Origin of the sequence: Nocardia sp. NBC_01499, from assembly GCF_045040275.1 — a bacterium.
Classification (GTDB): domain Bacteria; phylum Actinomycetota; class Actinomycetes; order Mycobacteriales; family Mycobacteriaceae; genus Nocardia.
This window is the reverse complement of record NZ_CP109426.1, coordinates 3,964,211-3,979,740: the sequence shown is the minus strand read 5'-3', so window position 1 is coordinate 3,979,740 and position 15,530 is coordinate 3,964,211. Positions and strand designations below refer to the sequence as shown.

11 protein-coding genes and 1 pseudogene are annotated in these 15,530 nt (G+C 68.7%); 9 read left to right on the top strand and 3 right to left on the bottom strand.

Features of this window, described 5'->3' with window-relative positions; translation table 11 throughout:
* Nucleotides 1-33: 33 nt before the first annotated feature.
* A complete protein-coding gene (locus OG203_RS18290; protein WP_405166865.1) occupies nucleotides 34-762 on the top strand; it encodes an NIPSNAP family protein in 729 nt (242 codons plus the stop codon).
* A 143-nt stretch (nucleotides 763-905) separates the two neighbouring features.
* Nucleotides 906-1,997 carry a CSLREA domain-containing protein gene (locus tag OG203_RS18285; RefSeq protein ID WP_405166864.1) on the top strand — a complete coding sequence of 364 codons (1,092 nt, stop codon included), beginning with the start codon at nucleotides 906-908 and terminating at the stop codon, nucleotides 1,995-1,997.
* A gap of 130 nt (nucleotides 1,998-2,127) precedes the next feature.
* On the opposite strand, the pseudogene OG203_RS18280 reads toward OG203_RS18285, so the two are convergent.
* Together OG203_RS18280 and OG203_RS18275 are read right to left on the bottom strand one after the other, a co-directional pair.
* Nucleotides 2,128-3,005 (bottom strand): annotated as a pseudogene (locus OG203_RS18280) (BTAD domain-containing putative transcriptional regulator).
* Nucleotides 3,006-3,242: 237 nt separating this feature from the next.
* A complete protein-coding gene (locus OG203_RS18275; protein WP_405166863.1) occupies nucleotides 3,243-4,499 on the bottom strand; it encodes a phthiocerol/phthiodiolone dimycocerosyl transferase family protein in 1,257 nt (418 codons plus the stop codon).
* Nucleotides 4,500-4,776: 277 nt separating this feature from the next.
* Here OG203_RS18275 and OG203_RS18270 point away from each other — a divergent pair, with 277 nt between their 5' ends.
* Nucleotides 4,777-5,277, top strand: a complete 501-nt coding sequence (locus OG203_RS18270) for a CGNR zinc finger domain-containing protein (protein ID WP_405166862.1) — start codon at nucleotides 4,777-4,779, stop codon at nucleotides 5,275-5,277.
* Between the two features lie 3 nt (nucleotides 5,278-5,280).
* On the opposite strand, the gene OG203_RS18265 is transcribed toward OG203_RS18270, so the two are convergent.
* Complete coding sequence (locus tag OG203_RS18265) at nucleotides 5,281-6,642, bottom strand: DUF2252 domain-containing protein (protein WP_405166861.1); 1,362 nt, start codon at nucleotides 6,640-6,642, stop codon at nucleotides 5,281-5,283.
* 225 nt (nucleotides 6,643-6,867) lie between these two features.
* On the opposite strand from OG203_RS18265, the gene OG203_RS18260 reads away from it, so the two are divergent.
* From OG203_RS18260 to OG203_RS18235, 6 genes are all read left to right on the top strand, one after another.
* Nucleotides 6,868-8,223 carry a flavin monoamine oxidase family protein gene (locus OG203_RS18260; protein ID WP_405166860.1) on the top strand — a complete coding sequence of 452 codons (1,356 nt, stop codon included), beginning with the start codon at nucleotides 6,868-6,870 and terminating at the stop codon, nucleotides 8,221-8,223.
* A 247-nt stretch (nucleotides 8,224-8,470) separates the two neighbouring features.
* Entirely contained in the window at nucleotides 8,471-8,806 is a 336-nt protein-coding gene (locus tag OG203_RS18255) for a hypothetical protein (protein WP_405166859.1), read from the top strand.
* 124 nt (nucleotides 8,807-8,930) lie between these two features.
* The gene (locus OG203_RS18250) at nucleotides 8,931-14,039 is read left to right on the top strand and encodes a hypothetical protein (protein WP_405166858.1); all 5,109 of its coding nucleotides are present in this window, start codon (nucleotides 8,931-8,933) and stop codon (nucleotides 14,037-14,039) included.
* A gap of 61 nt (nucleotides 14,040-14,100) precedes the next feature.
* Nucleotides 14,101-14,628 carry a hypothetical protein gene (locus OG203_RS18245; RefSeq protein WP_405166857.1) on the top strand — a complete coding sequence of 176 codons (528 nt, stop codon included), beginning with the start codon at nucleotides 14,101-14,103 and terminating at the stop codon, nucleotides 14,626-14,628.
* 30 nt (nucleotides 14,629-14,658) lie between these two features.
* Nucleotides 14,659-14,943: a hypothetical protein gene (locus tag OG203_RS18240; RefSeq protein WP_405166856.1), complete on the top strand. Its 285-nt coding sequence runs from the start codon at nucleotides 14,659-14,661 to the stop codon at nucleotides 14,941-14,943.
* Nucleotides 14,944-14,983: 40 nt separating this feature from the next.
* The gene (locus tag OG203_RS18235; protein WP_405166855.1) at nucleotides 14,984-15,526 is read left to right on the top strand and encodes a hypothetical protein; all 543 of its coding nucleotides are present in this window, start codon (nucleotides 14,984-14,986) and stop codon (nucleotides 15,524-15,526) included.
* The last annotated feature ends 4 nt before the right edge of the window (nucleotides 15,527-15,530 follow it).

Below are 15,530 nucleotides of genomic sequence, written 5' to 3'. Positions count from 1 at the left end.
GTTGGTGTCGGTGCCTGCTGGCAGGGTGATCGGATGACCGAAAACATTTGGCCGGTAGTCGAACTCAGGCAGTACACGCTGCGCCCAGGAACCAGGGACGTGTTGATCGAGCTGTTCGATCGGGAGTTCGTAGAAACGCAGGAAGCCGTCGGTATGCGTATCGTGGCGCAGTTCCGCGACGAGGACGACCCGGATCGATTCGTCTGGATTCGTGCCTTCCCCGACCTGGCCACGCGCGGTGCCGCGCTGACCGCCTTCTATGTGGACGGGGCGGCGTGGCGGACACACGCCCCCGCGGCACGAGCGACGATGGTCGACACCGACAACGCGCTGCTGCTCCAGCCCGCCTCGGCGACCTCCGGGTTCACGCTGGCCGGTGAGCGTCCCGGAGTGCACGCGACCGACCTGCCGCAATCGCGTGTGCTGGCAACGATCTACTACCCGGATACACCGCCAGCGGAGTTCGCCGAATTCTTCGACAAGCGAGTTCGGCCGGTCCTGGTGGAGACCGGCGCGCCGCCGATCGCCTGCTACCTGACCGATCCGTCGCCGAATACCTTTGCGCCGCTGCCGATCCGTGCGGAGACCGTCTTTGTGTGGTTCGCACTGTTCGACAACGCCGATCGGCGGGCCGAGCACATCGACAGGTTGGCCGACTCGCGGGCCTGGACTGCTGAGGTGCGGCCGGAGTTGACGAAGCGATTGTCCGGTCCAGTCGAACAACTGCTCCTGTCGCCGACTGCGCGATCTCTGCTGCGCTGATACCCCCGCCCCTGTCGACACGCCCAGCAGGATTGTGCAATAGCGAAGGAACTGTTCGACCGACCACGGTGCGGGTTTTGCTTCTGTTAGAACCGAAACGACTGAGACAGTGCGCTGGAGTCGTGCCGAGAGTGGTTGGTCAGATGAAGATCTCGTCTATTTCGATGATCGGTGTCGTATTCCTCGGTGCGCTGTGCGGGACGCCGATCCGCGCGGCGGCCGATACCGGGTCGGCGGGGATATCGCCCGAAGTGTTCACCGTGACAACGACTGCCGACGGCGCGGCGGCGAATCCGTTCGACGGCCTGTGCCGCACCGATTCCGGTGCGTGCACGTTGCGGGCCGCGGTGCAGGCGGCGAATGTGCGGCCTGGCAGCACCATTCGGGTTCCGGCGGGACGGTATGAGCTGACCATTGCGCCGAACTTCTGGAACACCAACGGCCCGTTGATCGATCCGGCCACCGGTGACCTCGATGTCAACGCCGACACCACCATCGAGGGCGCTGGCCAGGACCGCACCGTCATCGACGCGGGGCACCGCGACCGCGCCGTGTTGACCACGGCGCGTGTCTCGATCTCCGGGCTGACCATCACCGGTGGCAACGCGACCGAGCACGAGATCCCGCTGTTCGAGACCGGCGGCGGCGGAATCGCGAACTCCGGCAAGCTGATTCTCGATCATGTGACGGTCACCGGGAACGCCGCCGACTACGGCGGCGGCATCTTCAACATCCCCGTCGCCGACATGAAGGCCACCGACAGCAGCATCACCGCCAATGCGGCGGGCGAGGCCGGGGGCGTCCGCTGCGACAACACCTGCACCTTCACCCGCACCGAGATCATCGGCAATCGCGTCGTCGACCCACACACCAAGTGGTACCGATTCGGCGGATTCGCGGGCCGCGGCGGCGGACTCGACATCCGTGGCGTCGGCGAGGTGGTCCTCATCGACACCCACGTCACAGGCAACAGCGCCGACGAGGGCGGTGGCGGCATCAACATCGCCCCCGGCTATCTCGACGTCTTGCCGTACCAGTTCACCGATGCCGTCGATCCCGGTATGGGCCACCTGATCCTGCGCGGTTCGACCATCGCGCAGAACACCTCGGGCCTCGGCGAGCAGAACTGCAAGAAGGTGTTCGCCATCATCATCTCCACCGGCGGCAACCTCAGCAACGACCAGTCCTGCGATCTCACCGCCGCCGGCGACGAGGTCCGTCCCGACGCGGGCTGAAACCGCCACAACCAGAAGGTAATTCGCGATGGGTTCGTTCAATGTAGGCGACTGGATGACCGTTCTCGGTCAGGCCTTCGCCTGGGTGATGTCGATGCTCGTGTCCGGGGCCACCGCCGGATCGTCCTAATCAACTGGCCTGGCGCGCGGCGGGGTAGGTCCGGAACCCGCGCACGAGACTTCCGGTAGCGCGGCTACTCGCGGCGTGAACCGATGTGTCCCGCAGCAGCAGTCCCGGGTCGTGGTCGAGCAGGCGCCGCTCCAGATCACGCAGGGCGGGGCCGGGCTCGACGCCGACCTCCTCCCTCAGCAACGTACGCACCTTCCGCAGCTCCGCCAGCGCGTCCGATTGCCTGCCACTGCGGACAGCCCGACAACCAAGAGCTCCCAACGACGTTCGCGATACGGCGCCTGAATGACGGCTTCGCTCAACGCCGCAACGGCCTCGGCGGTGTCGCCACACGCCAACCGGGCGGCCTGCAACTCCTCGATCGCCAACTCGCGCAGCTCCGCCAATTTTGCCCGCGCCCCGAGCAGTTCCGGCGAATCCCCGAGCTCGACCCACGGCTGTCCGCGCCACAGGGCGAGCCCCGCGCGCAGCGTATCCACCGCCTCCGCCGCATCGCCGTCGAGCAGCGCGCGCAGCCCCGCGCCGACCAGATCGGCGAACTGTCCGTGGTCGGTCTGCTCCGATGCGAGCACGAGCCGGTAGCCGCAACGATCGAGCTCGAGAATCCGGTCAGCGTGCGCCCCGAGTGCGGCGCGCAACCGGTGCACGACGACCCGCACATTGGCGCTCGGCTGATCGAGCGACCCGCGACCCCAAAGGTATTCGGCGAGAACATCATTCGGCACGGACGCGCCCGCCGCGAATGACAGCGCGGCAAGCAGTTGACGCGGGCGCGGACCACGCAGATCGATCGCGACGCCGTCGACCTCGACCTCGATCGGTCCGAGGACCCGGCAGATGACCGACGCCTCATGATGAATCCCGAGGACGCCGCTCACCGTGCGCCCGACGCCCTCGACTCGAGTGTTCTCCAGGGTTGTCAAGATTCCTCCGCACAGCGTTTTGTCCGGGTATGGGTACCCAGATTAGGAGGGACCACCTGCGGAAACATCGTCCTGTATGCCGATGTTTTTCCGTCCGCGGTCGGCTACATTTAAGAAGGATCGGAAGGGGATTCCGACCACTATTCCCGAGCTGGATTGCACCAGAGTGTCAGCGAGGTTCCGGGAAGGCGACTATGCGGCGCCGACCTCGCTGACCGCGTCGAGATGCGCGGCGAGCAGGCGCACGCGGCGCCGCTGTTGCCCGGTGGTCTCCACCGGATGGTGGATCTCGATGCTCAGTTGGTCGTCGAAGGTGCTGATGATGATGGTGCCGCTCGGCTGCTGTAGGCGATGCCCGGACTTGTCCGGTTTCGCGATCATCACCGTGCGAAAGTCGTTGATGCGCAACCCTTCCGGCAACCGGGGCCGGTCGATCCTGCCCCAGTTGGTGGCCAGCACGATGCCGGGGGCCCTCGGCGGTGGGCCGGACGCGATATCGGGGATGTGCAGCGGTGTCTGCTGCACGATGCCGCTGGCGAGGCCGCTGCGCAGCGCGTCGCTGATGCCGCGGGCCAGGCCGATCAGCGTCGATCCGGCGCCGGGGGTCGGGACGAAGTCGGCGAAGCCGAGGACATTCGTTCCCTCGGTGTGGCCGATCGGGGGAGTGACCCGGTTGCGCAGGTCGACGGAGTAGGTGTAGCTGAGCTCGGTCAGCGGCAGCTCGCGCAGTTCGGCCTCGGTGAGCAGGATCGCCGCCGAGGCAAGCCCGTTGATCGTCGTCCCCTCGCGGTGTGCGAGGTCGGCGAGCGCGGCGGTCTCGCGCTTGGTCAGGCGGCAGCGTGCGGTCAGCGGCAGTAGATAGGACTCGTCGTCCGCGACGGGTGCGATGGTGCCGGGCGACTCGGTGACCAGCAACGGCCGAGCCGACACCGGCAAGCCGGACATCTTCTCGACGCATCTGGCGAGCAGCAGATCCTCGACCGCGTCCGGAAAACGGTGCGAGGTGAGCGTCGGCGCGCGGCCGCCGCTGATCTCGGTGTAGCAGGACCACATCTCGGCGAGCACCGCGAGCGAGTGGCACGCGTCCGCGACGCTGTGGTGGGTCACCAGCGTCACCCCGGTGCTGTCGCCGTCGCGCACCACGCACAGCGCGGCCAGCGCGGTGCGCTGGTCAAGCAGCGCACCGCTCAGCAACTGCTCGGGATTGCCGTCGACGACGGTGATTTCCGGTGTGCCGCCAGCGGATTCGACGAGGATGTGTCCGTGCCCGTCGGCCTCGAGATGCGCGCCGAGCGCCGGATAGGCGCGCACCACCGCGTCGAACGCAGCGGACAGCGCCGCCAGATTCAACCGACCGGACAGTCGCATCGAGTAGCCTACGAGGACTTCACTACCGGCGAAGATTTCCTCGCTCGGCGCCAACGGCCGGATGACGGTAGCCGTGGTCATGTCGAAATACCCTCCACATGAGACTGCCCATCGAGGCTAGCCCGAATATCGCGCCCTGCATGGCCTTTCGGGGGCATCGCCTCTGTGTGGTGTATCGCGCATACCGAACGAGCTGTTTCCGGTCGTTGCCACAACGAGACCATCCTCGACGATCAGCCACTGCCCGCACACGCAGCGCAGGTAGCGGACGCGGCCGTGCGCGGACACGACCGTCGGCGTCGGCCAGGAACAGGAGGGGCAGGTCAGGTCCATGGGCCCAGCCTGATGTAATGACCTAGTGCATTTCAACCCTTACGGTGGCGCGGCCGCCGAACTGGCCGCCCGGCTGGTGAACGCGGGTCAGGACCAGGATCTGCGGGAGCTGCTTGCCGCCTCGGATTACAAACCGCTCGGTACATTGACCGTCACGCAGACCGCGGAACTGCGCAGGTGGATCGGCGAACTCGACGCGGTGTTCGACCAGCCGACGGTGCGGCGGCTCAACGCGTTGCTCGCGAAAACAACCAGTCAGCCCTATATCTCGACACACGATGACCGAATGCCGCACCTGCACTTCGCGCAGGAGACCGCACCCGTCGACGAACGCGTCAAGGCATACACCGCGGTCGGCCTGGCCTCGCTGTTCTGCGACGACCCGAATCGCATCGGCCGCTGCGCCCGCGACGGGTGTGGCGACGTGTTCATCGATACCTCCCGCAACGGCAGACGCCGGTTCTGCTCGTCGCGGTGCTCGAACCGAGTGCACGTTGCCGGGCATCGGTCCCGGCGAGCGGGCTGAGCCTCAGTACGCCTTGTCCGCCGCCACGACGCGCCCGGATTTGATTGCGGCAAGCAGAGTTTGGTGATCGAGGTCGGTCTGGTCGGCATAGGCGACGGCGAAGTCGATCATGGCGCGGTCGAAGGTGTCACTCGACCCGAGGTAGGAGGCGATGGCGACGCGGTCGCCCGAGCGTGCGTGCGCGCGGGCCAGGGTGTGGCCGCACAGTGCCGAGTAGTCACGCAGGTACGAGCGCGACATCTCCTCGATGTCGGGGGAGCCCTTCATATCTCGCAGCTGGCGCCAGTAGTAGTGACGGCCGTCCGGGCCGGTCGCCCAGCCGAGGAAGATATCGCTGGCGGCCTGAGTGAGCCGCTGCCCGTGCACGACTCGATGTCCCTGGTTACGGAACTTGCTCGCCGCGGTGTGCGGCGTGAGCACCGACTGCTCGGCCTCCTTCGCCTGCAAGAACAGCGGGCTGCCGCTCATTCGCCCGGCGAGCAGGGCGACGAAGCATCGGGTGCCGACGCTACCGACGCCGACCACCTTGACGGCCAGATCCAGCATCTCGTGCCGGTCGAGCAGCACCCGGCGCTCCTCGGCGAGCGTGCGGCGGTAGTCGCTGAACACCTTCTGGATCGTGTCGGCGTCGATCTCCCCGATCGGGATCAGCAGCGGCGGGCGGTGCCGGATGCGCGGGACACCGTCGGCGTCCGGCTCGGTCAGTTTTTCCAGTGCCTGGAGGTTGGTGCGTGCCCGTGCGTCGGCGAGTGCTTGCTCGACGCCCTTGCGGCGCTTGGGTTTTTGAGCAAGGGTCGCCAGCTGGTCGGCGTCGACCTTCTCGTACCAGACCGCCAATTCGCCGAGCCCGGCCAGGCGGATCATCGCCTCCCGATAGGCGAGAGCCGCAGCGCCGACGGCGGTTTCGGCATCGGTATCGGCGAACCCGTTGGCCCGCGCGGCGACCGCGATGCTGGCCGCCAGCCGCTTGACGTCCCATTCGAAGGGGCCGGGCAACGTCTCGTCGAAATCGTTCAGGTCGAAGACCAGTGCGCGTTCCGGCGAGGCGAACAGGCCGAAGTTGGACAGATGCGCGTCACCGCAGAGCTGGACGGTCAGTCCGGTGTTGGGGGAGGCCGCCAGGTCGGCGGCCATGATCGCGGGCGCGCCGCGCAGGAACGGAAACTGTCCCGCCGCCATCCGCGCGTACCGGATCGGCACCAGCTCGGGCACCCGGGTCTTGGCCTGGCGTTCGAGCAGGGCGATCGGATCCGCACGGTCGACCGGCGGCTCCCATACCCCCAGCGCCCGCCGCCCGGCCCGTTTACGCGCGCGCCGTCCCCTCTCGGCCGCGCCCGGTTCCACAATCGCCAAGGTGTCCGCCATTGTGCCAGTTTGTCACCCAGTGGCAACCGATGAGCAAATTTGCCGCGAGTGTCGGCTTTTGCTGGCGGATAGGACACCGATCGGAGGTGCTGACCAGTTCGGAAATGAATGCCGCGCGCCGACCGGATCCGGCACCGCGACATCGGGTTCGGCGCTCGAGCGGTTGCGCATCGGCGGGCGGTGATCAACAGTTGTTGTCCAACGGTGTAGTGACGGGAGGCCGACATGGACCACGCCGATGTGGTTGTCGTCGGTGCCGGATATGCGGGACTGTCGGCGGCGCGGGCACTGCGGGCGGCCGAGCGCGAGGTTGTCGTGCTCGAGGCCAGTGGGCGGGTCGGTGGCCGGGCGCTGACCGACCGGATCGCGGACGACTGGGCCGTTGACCTCGGCGCACAGTGGATCGCGGGCGGCCACACCCGATTCGCCGCGCTGGCACAGGAGTACGGCGCGCAGACGTATGCCGCGCCGTCAGACGGGGCGAATCTGCTGGTCGAGGGTGCGGTGCGGCGGCCGTTCGCCGGTGCCCGCCCGCCGCTGCCGCCGCTCGTGCTTGTCGTTCTCGCCCAGGCCATGTGGCGGATCGAGCGGCTCGCCGCGCGCATAGATCTCGCGCGCCCGTGGACCACGCCCGGTGCCGATCGGCTCGACGCGATGACCGCGGCGACCTGGCTGCGCCGCAACCTGCCCGAGCGTCGCGCGAGGCATGTCGCCGAGGTGATGATCGGTGAGGAATTGTGCGTCGACGTCGGCAGCGTCTCGATGCTCGCCCTGCTGAGCACCATTCGCGCGGCGGGCGGTGTCGACGCGGGCGCGACGGCCGACGCGGTCACCCGATTGTTCGTCGACGGTGCCGACGGGCCAGCCCGCTCGATGGCCACCGAGTTGGGTGACGCGCTGCGGTTGCATGCCGCGGTCACCTCGATTCATGAAGTGGCGGAAGGGCTTTCGGTGCGCGGCGAGTTCGGCGAGGTCCGTGCCGCGCAGGTGATCGTCGCGCTGCCGCCCGCGCTGGCCGGTCGAATCGGCTACGACCCGCCGCTGCCCGCCGCCCGCGATCACCTGACCCAGCGGATGCCGATGGGTTCGGTGCTCAAGGCGTTCGCCGTCTACGAGCGACCCTTCTGGCGCGATGACCGGCTCACCGGCCAGGCCTTGAACCTGCACGACCCGGTCCCGGTCACCTTCGACGCCACTCGCCCCGGTGGGCCCGGCTGCCTCGGCGCCCTCATCCCCGGTCGCGCGGCCCATCGCCTGGCCGCGCTCGCCGCCGACGAACGCCGGACCATGATCATCGGCTCGCTCGTGCGCGCCTTCGGCTACGCGGCGCGCGAGCCGATCGACTGGCGCGAGAAGGTCTGGGCCGACGATCCGTATACCCGCGGCGGCTACGGCGCCTTTTTCCCACCCGGCGTGCTGACCAGCATCGGGTCGGCGCTACGGCAGCCGATTGGCGCGATTCATTGGGCGGGCAGCGAAACGGCCACAGAATGGGCGGGATATATCGAGGGAGCGGTGCGTTCCGGCGAACGCGCGGCCGCCGAGGTGCTCGCGTCTTATCGTCGCGCGGCCGTGGGGTAATGCACTGATACCGGTGTTGCGCTGCGGTTTCCGGACGTTGTTGCGCTTCGTGAGCGGTTATTAGTCAGTCGTCCAGTTTGAGATTTGAATCATAGACTAATTAAGAATTACCGTATAGAAGCTTTTACGCATCCCTGACGCGTCGCTCGATTTCCGGAGCAAAAAGGTGCGGTTGACCTGGGTGAATGGCCAATAGTGATCTCCGTTATGTTGACTGAGATTCCGCCGTGCGCGAACCATGGACCGCATGGCACATCTAGCAAACGTTCAGCAAAGCTTGGTGTGGCCGAGCCGCACCTTCCCGGCCGCGCTGCTGGTGTTGTGCACAGTGCTGGTCGGCGGATGGTTCGCCGGGCCCGGCTCAGCGGCCGCGGACCCCGGCCTTTCCGGTTGCGTCACGGACTCCTCGGTTGCCAATGAACTGACAGTCACCTGTGACCCCGGCTCCGGCGTCGGCGAGCACGCCTTCATCCGCTGCCGCGACGTGCTCGGCATGCCGCACACCCATATCGGCGCGACCATCGGTACCGGTGGCGGATGGTCAAGGGCGAATTGCGCCCCGGCCGAAACCGGTCCGGTCTGATCCGGGCGGGGCTCTGACCCCGATATCGCCTTCCGCGCCGAGCCCGCGAACTCTCGACTACAGGGCCATGCGCGCATCGTAACCAGCACGTCCGACGAGACGGGTTCACGGAGAGGCTCCATCAATGCGTGTAGTCACCAAGGAACGTCAGCGCGAAACCAAAGCATCAGCCAAGCACCGCAAGAGCGTCGACAAGTCCCGGCGCGGTATGTACGCCGCAGCCACGTTCGCGTCCATGGCGACCGCCATGATCGGCGCCGGTCACGCTTCGGCGGATATCGAGTTGCCCGCGCCGCCTGCCGATCTGAACGGCATGTTGTCCGGCGCCGGTGATGTGGCCGGGCAGATGCTCGACCCCGGGCAGCAGGACGCGGTGAACAACGCGCTCGGCGCGGCGAGCCAGGCCAGTGCCGACACTCCCTTCGGTGATCAGGTGAACGCGGCGATCGACACCTATCGCGCGGGCGGCGCACCGCCACCCGGACCGTCCTGGTTCGACGGCTCCGGCGGTCAGGGCGGTCAGAATTCCCCCGCCGCGGCCGTTTCCGAGGTGGCGGGCCGCGTCCCAGCGCCGGTCGCCGACCTCGCGGCTACCGTCGCGCAGATCGCGGGTTCGGGGATGCAGCTCGATCAGCTGGCCACCTGGGCAAACAAGACGTTCCCCGACGGTCCGTTGCGTGGCCCGGTCAACGACCTGCTCGCCTTTGCCGAGCAGGCCACCGAACTGGCGGGCACGCGCCGCAGCGGCGCGAACCCGGCCATCGATGACCTGATCGACCAGGCGCGCACCATGTTCGGTTTCCCGAAGGACGGACCCGATCCGGTCAAGAAACTGCGCGACCTACTGACTCCGACTGTGGGACAACAGGATCCAGTGGCACAGCAGCTGCCGCCCGGCCTGCTCGCGATCGCCGCGCCGGTGCTCGGCCTGTTCGCGCCCCAGCTGGCCGGTATGGCGCCGGTGCTCGCGTTCCTCGCACCGCTGCTCGCGCTGGCCTCGAACCCGGTAGCAGGGATCGGCGCGGTACTTACTCAGATCCGTGCGGCCGCGCGCGGGCTGGTGTCCGATGCCAGGCACCCGGCGGCGTTGCCGCTGCTTGTGCTGCCGGTGATCGCGCTGCTCGCGGTGGTACCGCTGCTGTTCGCGGGCGGCATCGGGGTAGCCGCCCTACTCACGCTCGGTGCGGTGGTGCTCGGCGCGATTCTGTTGGCGCCGTTGGTGATCGGTGCGTTGATCATCGGCGGGCTTGTGCTCGCGGTGCTTGCCATCCCGGTGCTGATCGTGCTCGCGGTGATCGCGATTCCGGTGCTGCTCATCGCGATTCCGGTCGCCATTGTCGCGTTCTCGGTGCTGGCGCCGGTCATTCTGGTCGGCGGTATCGCCGCGATCGCGGTGGCCATCGTCGGCGGAATCGCCCTTGCCGTAGTGGCATTGGCCGCTGGGCTGGTCCTGAGTGTTGTCGGGTTCGTGGTGCTTGCCGTGGCCGCGCTGCTGGCTTCGGTGTTCGTGCCGTTCCTCGGTCTGGTGGTCGCGCCGCTGTTGTTCACCGGTGCGCTCGCCTTCCTGGTGGTCAGCCTCATCGCCACGGCCGTTGCCTTCTTCGGCGTGCTCGGTGTCGCCGGACTCGCCACCGCCGCTTTGATTGTCGGCGTCGGCCTGCTGTCGCTGTTGACCCCGTTCGGGCTGATCGCCATTCCGATCGTGATCGCGCTCGCCGCGGTCGCCCTGGTGGCGTTCGGCGCGGTCGGTCTCGCTGGCGGCATCATTCTGGCCGTTGTCGCACTCGCCGGGCTGCTGGTGCTCTCGGTGACGGCAGGGGCCGCGGTGACCGTGCTGCTCGCACTCGCGGTGGTGGCCACCGCGATTCAGCTCGTCGCGGCGGCCGTGTTCTGGGCCGGGCTCTCCGCTGCGGCCATCGTGTTCGCCGCGCTCGGTGCGGTGGGCGTCGCGCTCGCGGTGGTCGGCGGCCTGCTCGCGACCATCGCGCTGGTCTTCGCCGTTCCGGTGCTCGGGCCGCTGTTGGCTCCGCTGCTGTTCATCGGCCTGGTCGCCATTCCGGCGGCGGTGGGGCTCGCGATGGTGTTCGGCGGTTTCGGGGTGCTCGCGTTCTCGGTATTCGCGCTGACCGGGACGGTCCTGTTGGCGATCGCGGCGCTTGCCTCGGCCGCGCTGGTCGCGACGCTGGTGTTCATGGTCACCATGCCGTACGCGATCCCGTTCATTCTCGTTGCCGCGCTTGCCTTCTCGATCATCGCGGGTGCTGGCATCGGCGTGGTCGCCGCGGCGTTTGTGGTGGCGACCTGGCTCGGCGGCGGCGCCATCGTGCTCGGCCTGATGGCGTTCGCACTCGCCGTTGTCGCGACGGTGTTCGCGGGCGGGCTGGTGGTCTCGGTGCTGTCGTTCGTCATGCTCACCCTCGCGGCGCTCGCGGCGATCGTGATCAACCCGCCGCTCGCGCTGATCGCGCTGCCGCTGCTGTTCGGCGGGGTGCTGCTCGGCACGCTGGCGACCCTCGGCACGGTGGCCGTGGTCAGCACGCTGCTCGGCGGATTCGCCGCGGCGCTCGGGCTCGGCCTGGTGGCCGCGTGGGTGTTCTTCGGGGTGCTTGCGCTCGGCGCGTTCGTGGCCGTGTCCGCGCTGTTCCCGCCGCTGCTGGTGGTCACGGTGCCGCTCGCGGCCGCGGCCTTCGCGGTGATGGCGGTGCTCGCGATCGCGGCGCTCGCGGTCGGCGGTGTCGGACTCGGCGCGATCCTGTTGGCCGGCGGACTGATCACGGCCGTGCTCGCAGTAGCCGCGGTGATCGCTACCGCCGCGGTTTCGGTGGTCGGGTTCGTGCTCGCCGCGGTGCTGACGCTGCCCTTCCTGATCTTCGGACCGTTCGCAGTGGTGGTGTCGACGGCACTGTCGCCGATCATCGCGCTCGCGCTGCTCGCGGTCTGGTCGCCGGTGCTGGTGGCGGGTCTCGTTGTCGCGGCGCTCGGCATCGGCATCGGCCTGTTCGGACTCGTCGGGCTGCCGGTGCTCGCGGCGATCATCGGGGTCTCGGTGGTGGCCATCACCACGGCGCTCGCGGTCACGTTGTTCGTCGGCAGCCTGCTGCTCGACTTCGCCACGCTCGGCGTCGCCACGGCGGTGCTCGCGCCGCTGATCGCTTTGGCCGGGCTCGGCGCGCTGGCGCTGCTCGCCCTCCCGGTGCTCGCGCTGCTCGCCGTGCCGGTGCTCGGCCTTGCCGCGCTCGGTGCGCTGGCTCTGGTCGCGCTGCCGGTGCTGGCCGTGGTCGCGCTGCCGGTGCTCGGGCTCGCCGCGCTCGGTGCGCTTGCGGCCGTTGCCATTCCGGTGATCGCGGTGCTGGCGCTGCCGGTACTGGCACTGCTCGCCCTGGTGGCGTTGCCGCTGCTGGCGCTGGCCGGGTTGGCCGCGCTGGCAGCGACCTTCGTCGGCGGCGCGGTCGCCGGCGCAACGGCGCTCGCGATTGCGGTGCTCGGCGTCCTCGGGATCGGCGCCACACTGGCGCTGCTGGCGATCGTGCCGCTGCTGGCCCTTGCCGCGGTGGGTGCGCTCGCACTGCTCGCGCTGCCGGTGCTGCTGATCGGTGGTGCATTGGCCGCAGTGGTCGGTGTGCCGCTGGCGGTGCTGGGTGCGATTGCGCTGCTTGCATTGCCGGTCGTGCTGATCGGTGGTGCGCTGGCCGGATTGGCCGCCCTGATCGGTGTGCCGCTGGCCGCGCTCGGTGCGATTGCGTTGCCGGTGCTGTTGATCGGAGGTGCGCTGCTCGGATTGGCCGCCTTGGTCGGCGTGCCATTGGCCGCACTCGGAGCCGTTGCGCTGCTTGCCCTTCCGGTGCTGCTGATCGGTGGTGCGTTGGCCGCGATCGTCGGCATTCCGCTCGCGGCGCTCGGCGCGCTTGCCCTTCCGGTCTTGCTGGTCGGCGGTGCGCTTGCCGCGCTGGTCGGCGTGCCGGTGCTCCTGGCCGGTGGCGCGTTGGCTGGACTCGCCGCCCTGATCGGTGTGCCGCTGGCGGCCGTGGGTGCGCTTGCCCTGCTCGCGTTGCCGGTGCTGTTGATCGGTGGCGGGTTGGCGGCGATCGTCGGCATCCCGCTCGCGGTCGGAGCGCTTGCGTTGCTTGCACTTCCGGTGTTGCTCGTCGGTGGTGCGTTGGCTGGGCTGGTCGCGTTGGTTGGTGTGCCGCTGGCCGCGGTGGGTGCGCTCGCGCTGCTAGCGCTTCCCGTCCTGCTGGTCGGTGGTGCGTTGGCCGGGCTCGCCGCGTTGATTGGTGTGCCGCTGGCCGCGGTGGGTGCGCTTGCCCTGCTTGCGCTTCCGGTGCTGTTGATCGGTGGCGGGTTGGCGGCGATCGTCGGCATTCCGCTCGCGGCGGTCGGAGCGCTTGCCCTGCTTGCCCTTCCGGTGCTGCTCGCCGGTGGTGCGCTGGCCGCGCTGATCGGCGTGCCATTGGCGGCGGTCGGTGCGCTTGCGTTGCTTGCGCTCCCGGTCCTGCTGGTCGGTGGTGCGTTGGCCGGGCTCGCCGCGTTGATTGGTGTGCCGCTGGCGGCGGTGGGTGCGCTTGCGTTGCTTGCGCTTCCGGTACTACTGGCCGGTGGAGCGCTGGCGGCGCTGATCGGTGTACCGCTGGCGGTGGCGGGTGCGCTTGCGCTGCTTGCCCTTCCGGTGTTGCTTGCCGGTGGCGCGTTTGCCGCGGTGGTTGGTCTGCCGCTGGCCGCGCTCGGGCTGTTCGCGCTGATCGAGATCCCGAAGTTGCTGATCGGTGGGGCGATTGCCGCCGCGGCCGCGGCCGTGCTGGCGCCCTTTGCCGCGGTCGGTGTGGCCGCGCTGATTGCCGCACCACTGGTCGGGCTCGCGGCGCTGATCGGTGCGCCGCTGGCCGCAGTCGGCGCTGCCGCGCTGGTCGCGCTTGCCGTCGCGATTGCCGTGCTGCTCACCCCGGGTGCGCGCGTCGGCATCATCTCCGGCATCCGGGCGGCACTGGATCGCAATGGGCCGCTTGGTGCTTCGGGTGGCGGGACGGCGTCGACCGGAACGCAGTTCCTCGACGACATCCCCGACGATCCGAGCCTGGAACAGCTCGCGGCCTCGCTGCAGAAGCTGCTCGCGCCACTACCGAGCCAGCCCGCGGCCGCGCCGGTCGCGTTCGCGGAGCTGCCCTACACCGGAAAGGGGGCTGCCGAAGCGGTGGCGCACGATCGCGCCTCGCGGCTCGTCAGCATCTCATTGTGACGAACGCTGCACTGTGACGAATCCTGCTCTGTGTCAAGCCATCTAGCGAAGGAGATCAGACATGACGAACACAACGGAAACCCTGCACCTCGAGTACCTCTACGGCCCGCAGTGGCAGGACGCCATCCGCATCATCGAGCGTTCCGGCCAGCTGAGCGCCGACGAACGGGAGAAGCTGAACGCGTCGGCCAAAAAGCTGATACAGGACAAGGTTTCGTCCCTGTCCAACGGCTCCGGCCTCGAAGGCGGTCTCAGCGGGCTACTTGCCGGGCTCGGCATGGGCGCGAATGCCCAATCGGCGGCATCGCATCCGCTGAACATCGCGGCCGCGACGGCCAAGGCGTTCGGGCGGTCCCGCAACGTACAGCTCGCGGGCATGATCGCCGGTCAGGCCGTGTCCCCGACCGCGGCGAGCAGCCCAGGCGACCTCAGCGGACTGCTCGACTCGTTCAGCTCGATCGGCGCGGTGACCGTGGTCGGTCAGGCCGTCACCGCCTCGGTGCTGAGCGACCTGGTCGGCCAGGGCGAATTCACCAAGGCCGTCTATGACGAGCTGATGCAGCCGTGGAGCAGCAATATCGACATGTAATCCGCGACGAGTACGGAAAGGGTTGGCACCATGTTCGATTCGCGAAACATCGGTTCCGGTGGCGTCGCCACCGATGCGCTCGGTGGTCTGCTCGACGTCCGATCCGCGCCCATCGCGTTCGGCTACTACGAACGCGATGAGGTCGCCGTGGCCGCCGGGGTCGAGTGGAACACCCGCTCCCGCACCGTCCCGATCGGGTGGTGGAACCGGCACCGGCACGTACAGGCAGGGTTCGGCATGGCGATCGTCATGACACTCGCCTTCGTGCCAGCGGTGCAGAACGCGATCCTCACGGCGCTGACCCATGCCGGATAACTCGCGCATGCGGCCGTCACGCCGAGGAGCGTCCCTCGGCGTGACGGCCATGACCGTGCTCTTGCTGCTCGCCGCCGCGCTGCTGAGCGCGTGCTCGAGCACCGGGTCGAACGACGCGCTCCGCAGCCGCGTCGCCAACGCGGACACCGCGGACTGCGCCCTCGGCGGCCAGGCCGTCGCCGGCCTGCGCGACACCTTCCGCAAGCTGTCCGAGCAACTCGACGGGCTCGGCCCGGCCGCCTCCCGAGGCGACCTGAACGAGGTGAAAACCCGTGTCACCCAGGGCATATGGCTGTCCAACCAGGTCTCGACGACCATCAACCCGGTGGTCGACCGGATGGGGTCACCGTTGATCGGCAGCGCCTACCGCGATGTCGCGACGGCGGGCGGCCAGCTGCACAACTCGCTGTCCGACTTCGCCACCGTCCTCGACAACGGCAACCCGGCCCAACCGGTCGCCGACTCGGTCACCGCGGCCCTGACCTCCCTCAATTCGTCCATGGACCGGATGCGCCGCACCTGCCCCGCCGTCTTCGCGGAACCGAAGGGCCCGACCTACGGCCCACCGCTCAGCGCCCGCTGAGGTG

Excerpts from the sequence above, each read along its gene's own strand:
- OG203_RS18240 (WP_405166856.1), top strand. The coding sequence starts at position 14,659 with ATGTTCGATTCGCGAAACATCGGTTCCGGTGGCGTCGCCACCGATGCG.
- OG203_RS18245 (WP_405166857.1), top strand. The coding sequence starts at position 14,101 with ATGACGAACACAACGGAAACCCTGCACCTCGAGTACCTCTACGGCCCG.
- OG203_RS18260 (WP_405166860.1), top strand. The coding sequence starts at position 6,868 with ATGGACCACGCCGATGTGGTTGTCGTCGGTGCCGGATATGCGGGACTG.
- OG203_RS18265 (WP_405166861.1), bottom strand. The coding sequence starts at position 6,642 with ATGGCGGACACCTTGGCGATTGTGGAACCGGGCGCGGCCGAGAGGGGA.
- OG203_RS18250 (WP_405166858.1), top strand. The coding sequence starts at position 8,931 with ATGCGTGTAGTCACCAAGGAACGTCAGCGCGAAACCAAAGCATCAGCC.
- OG203_RS18255 (WP_405166859.1), top strand. The coding sequence starts at position 8,471 with ATGGCACATCTAGCAAACGTTCAGCAAAGCTTGGTGTGGCCGAGCCGC.
- OG203_RS18275 (WP_405166863.1), bottom strand. The coding sequence starts at position 4,499 with ATGACCACGGCTACCGTCATCCGGCCGTTGGCGCCGAGCGAGGAAATC.
- OG203_RS18285 (WP_405166864.1), top strand. The coding sequence starts at position 906 with ATGAAGATCTCGTCTATTTCGATGATCGGTGTCGTATTCCTCGGTGCG.
- OG203_RS18290 (WP_405166865.1), top strand. The coding sequence starts at position 34 with ATGACCGAAAACATTTGGCCGGTAGTCGAACTCAGGCAGTACACGCTG.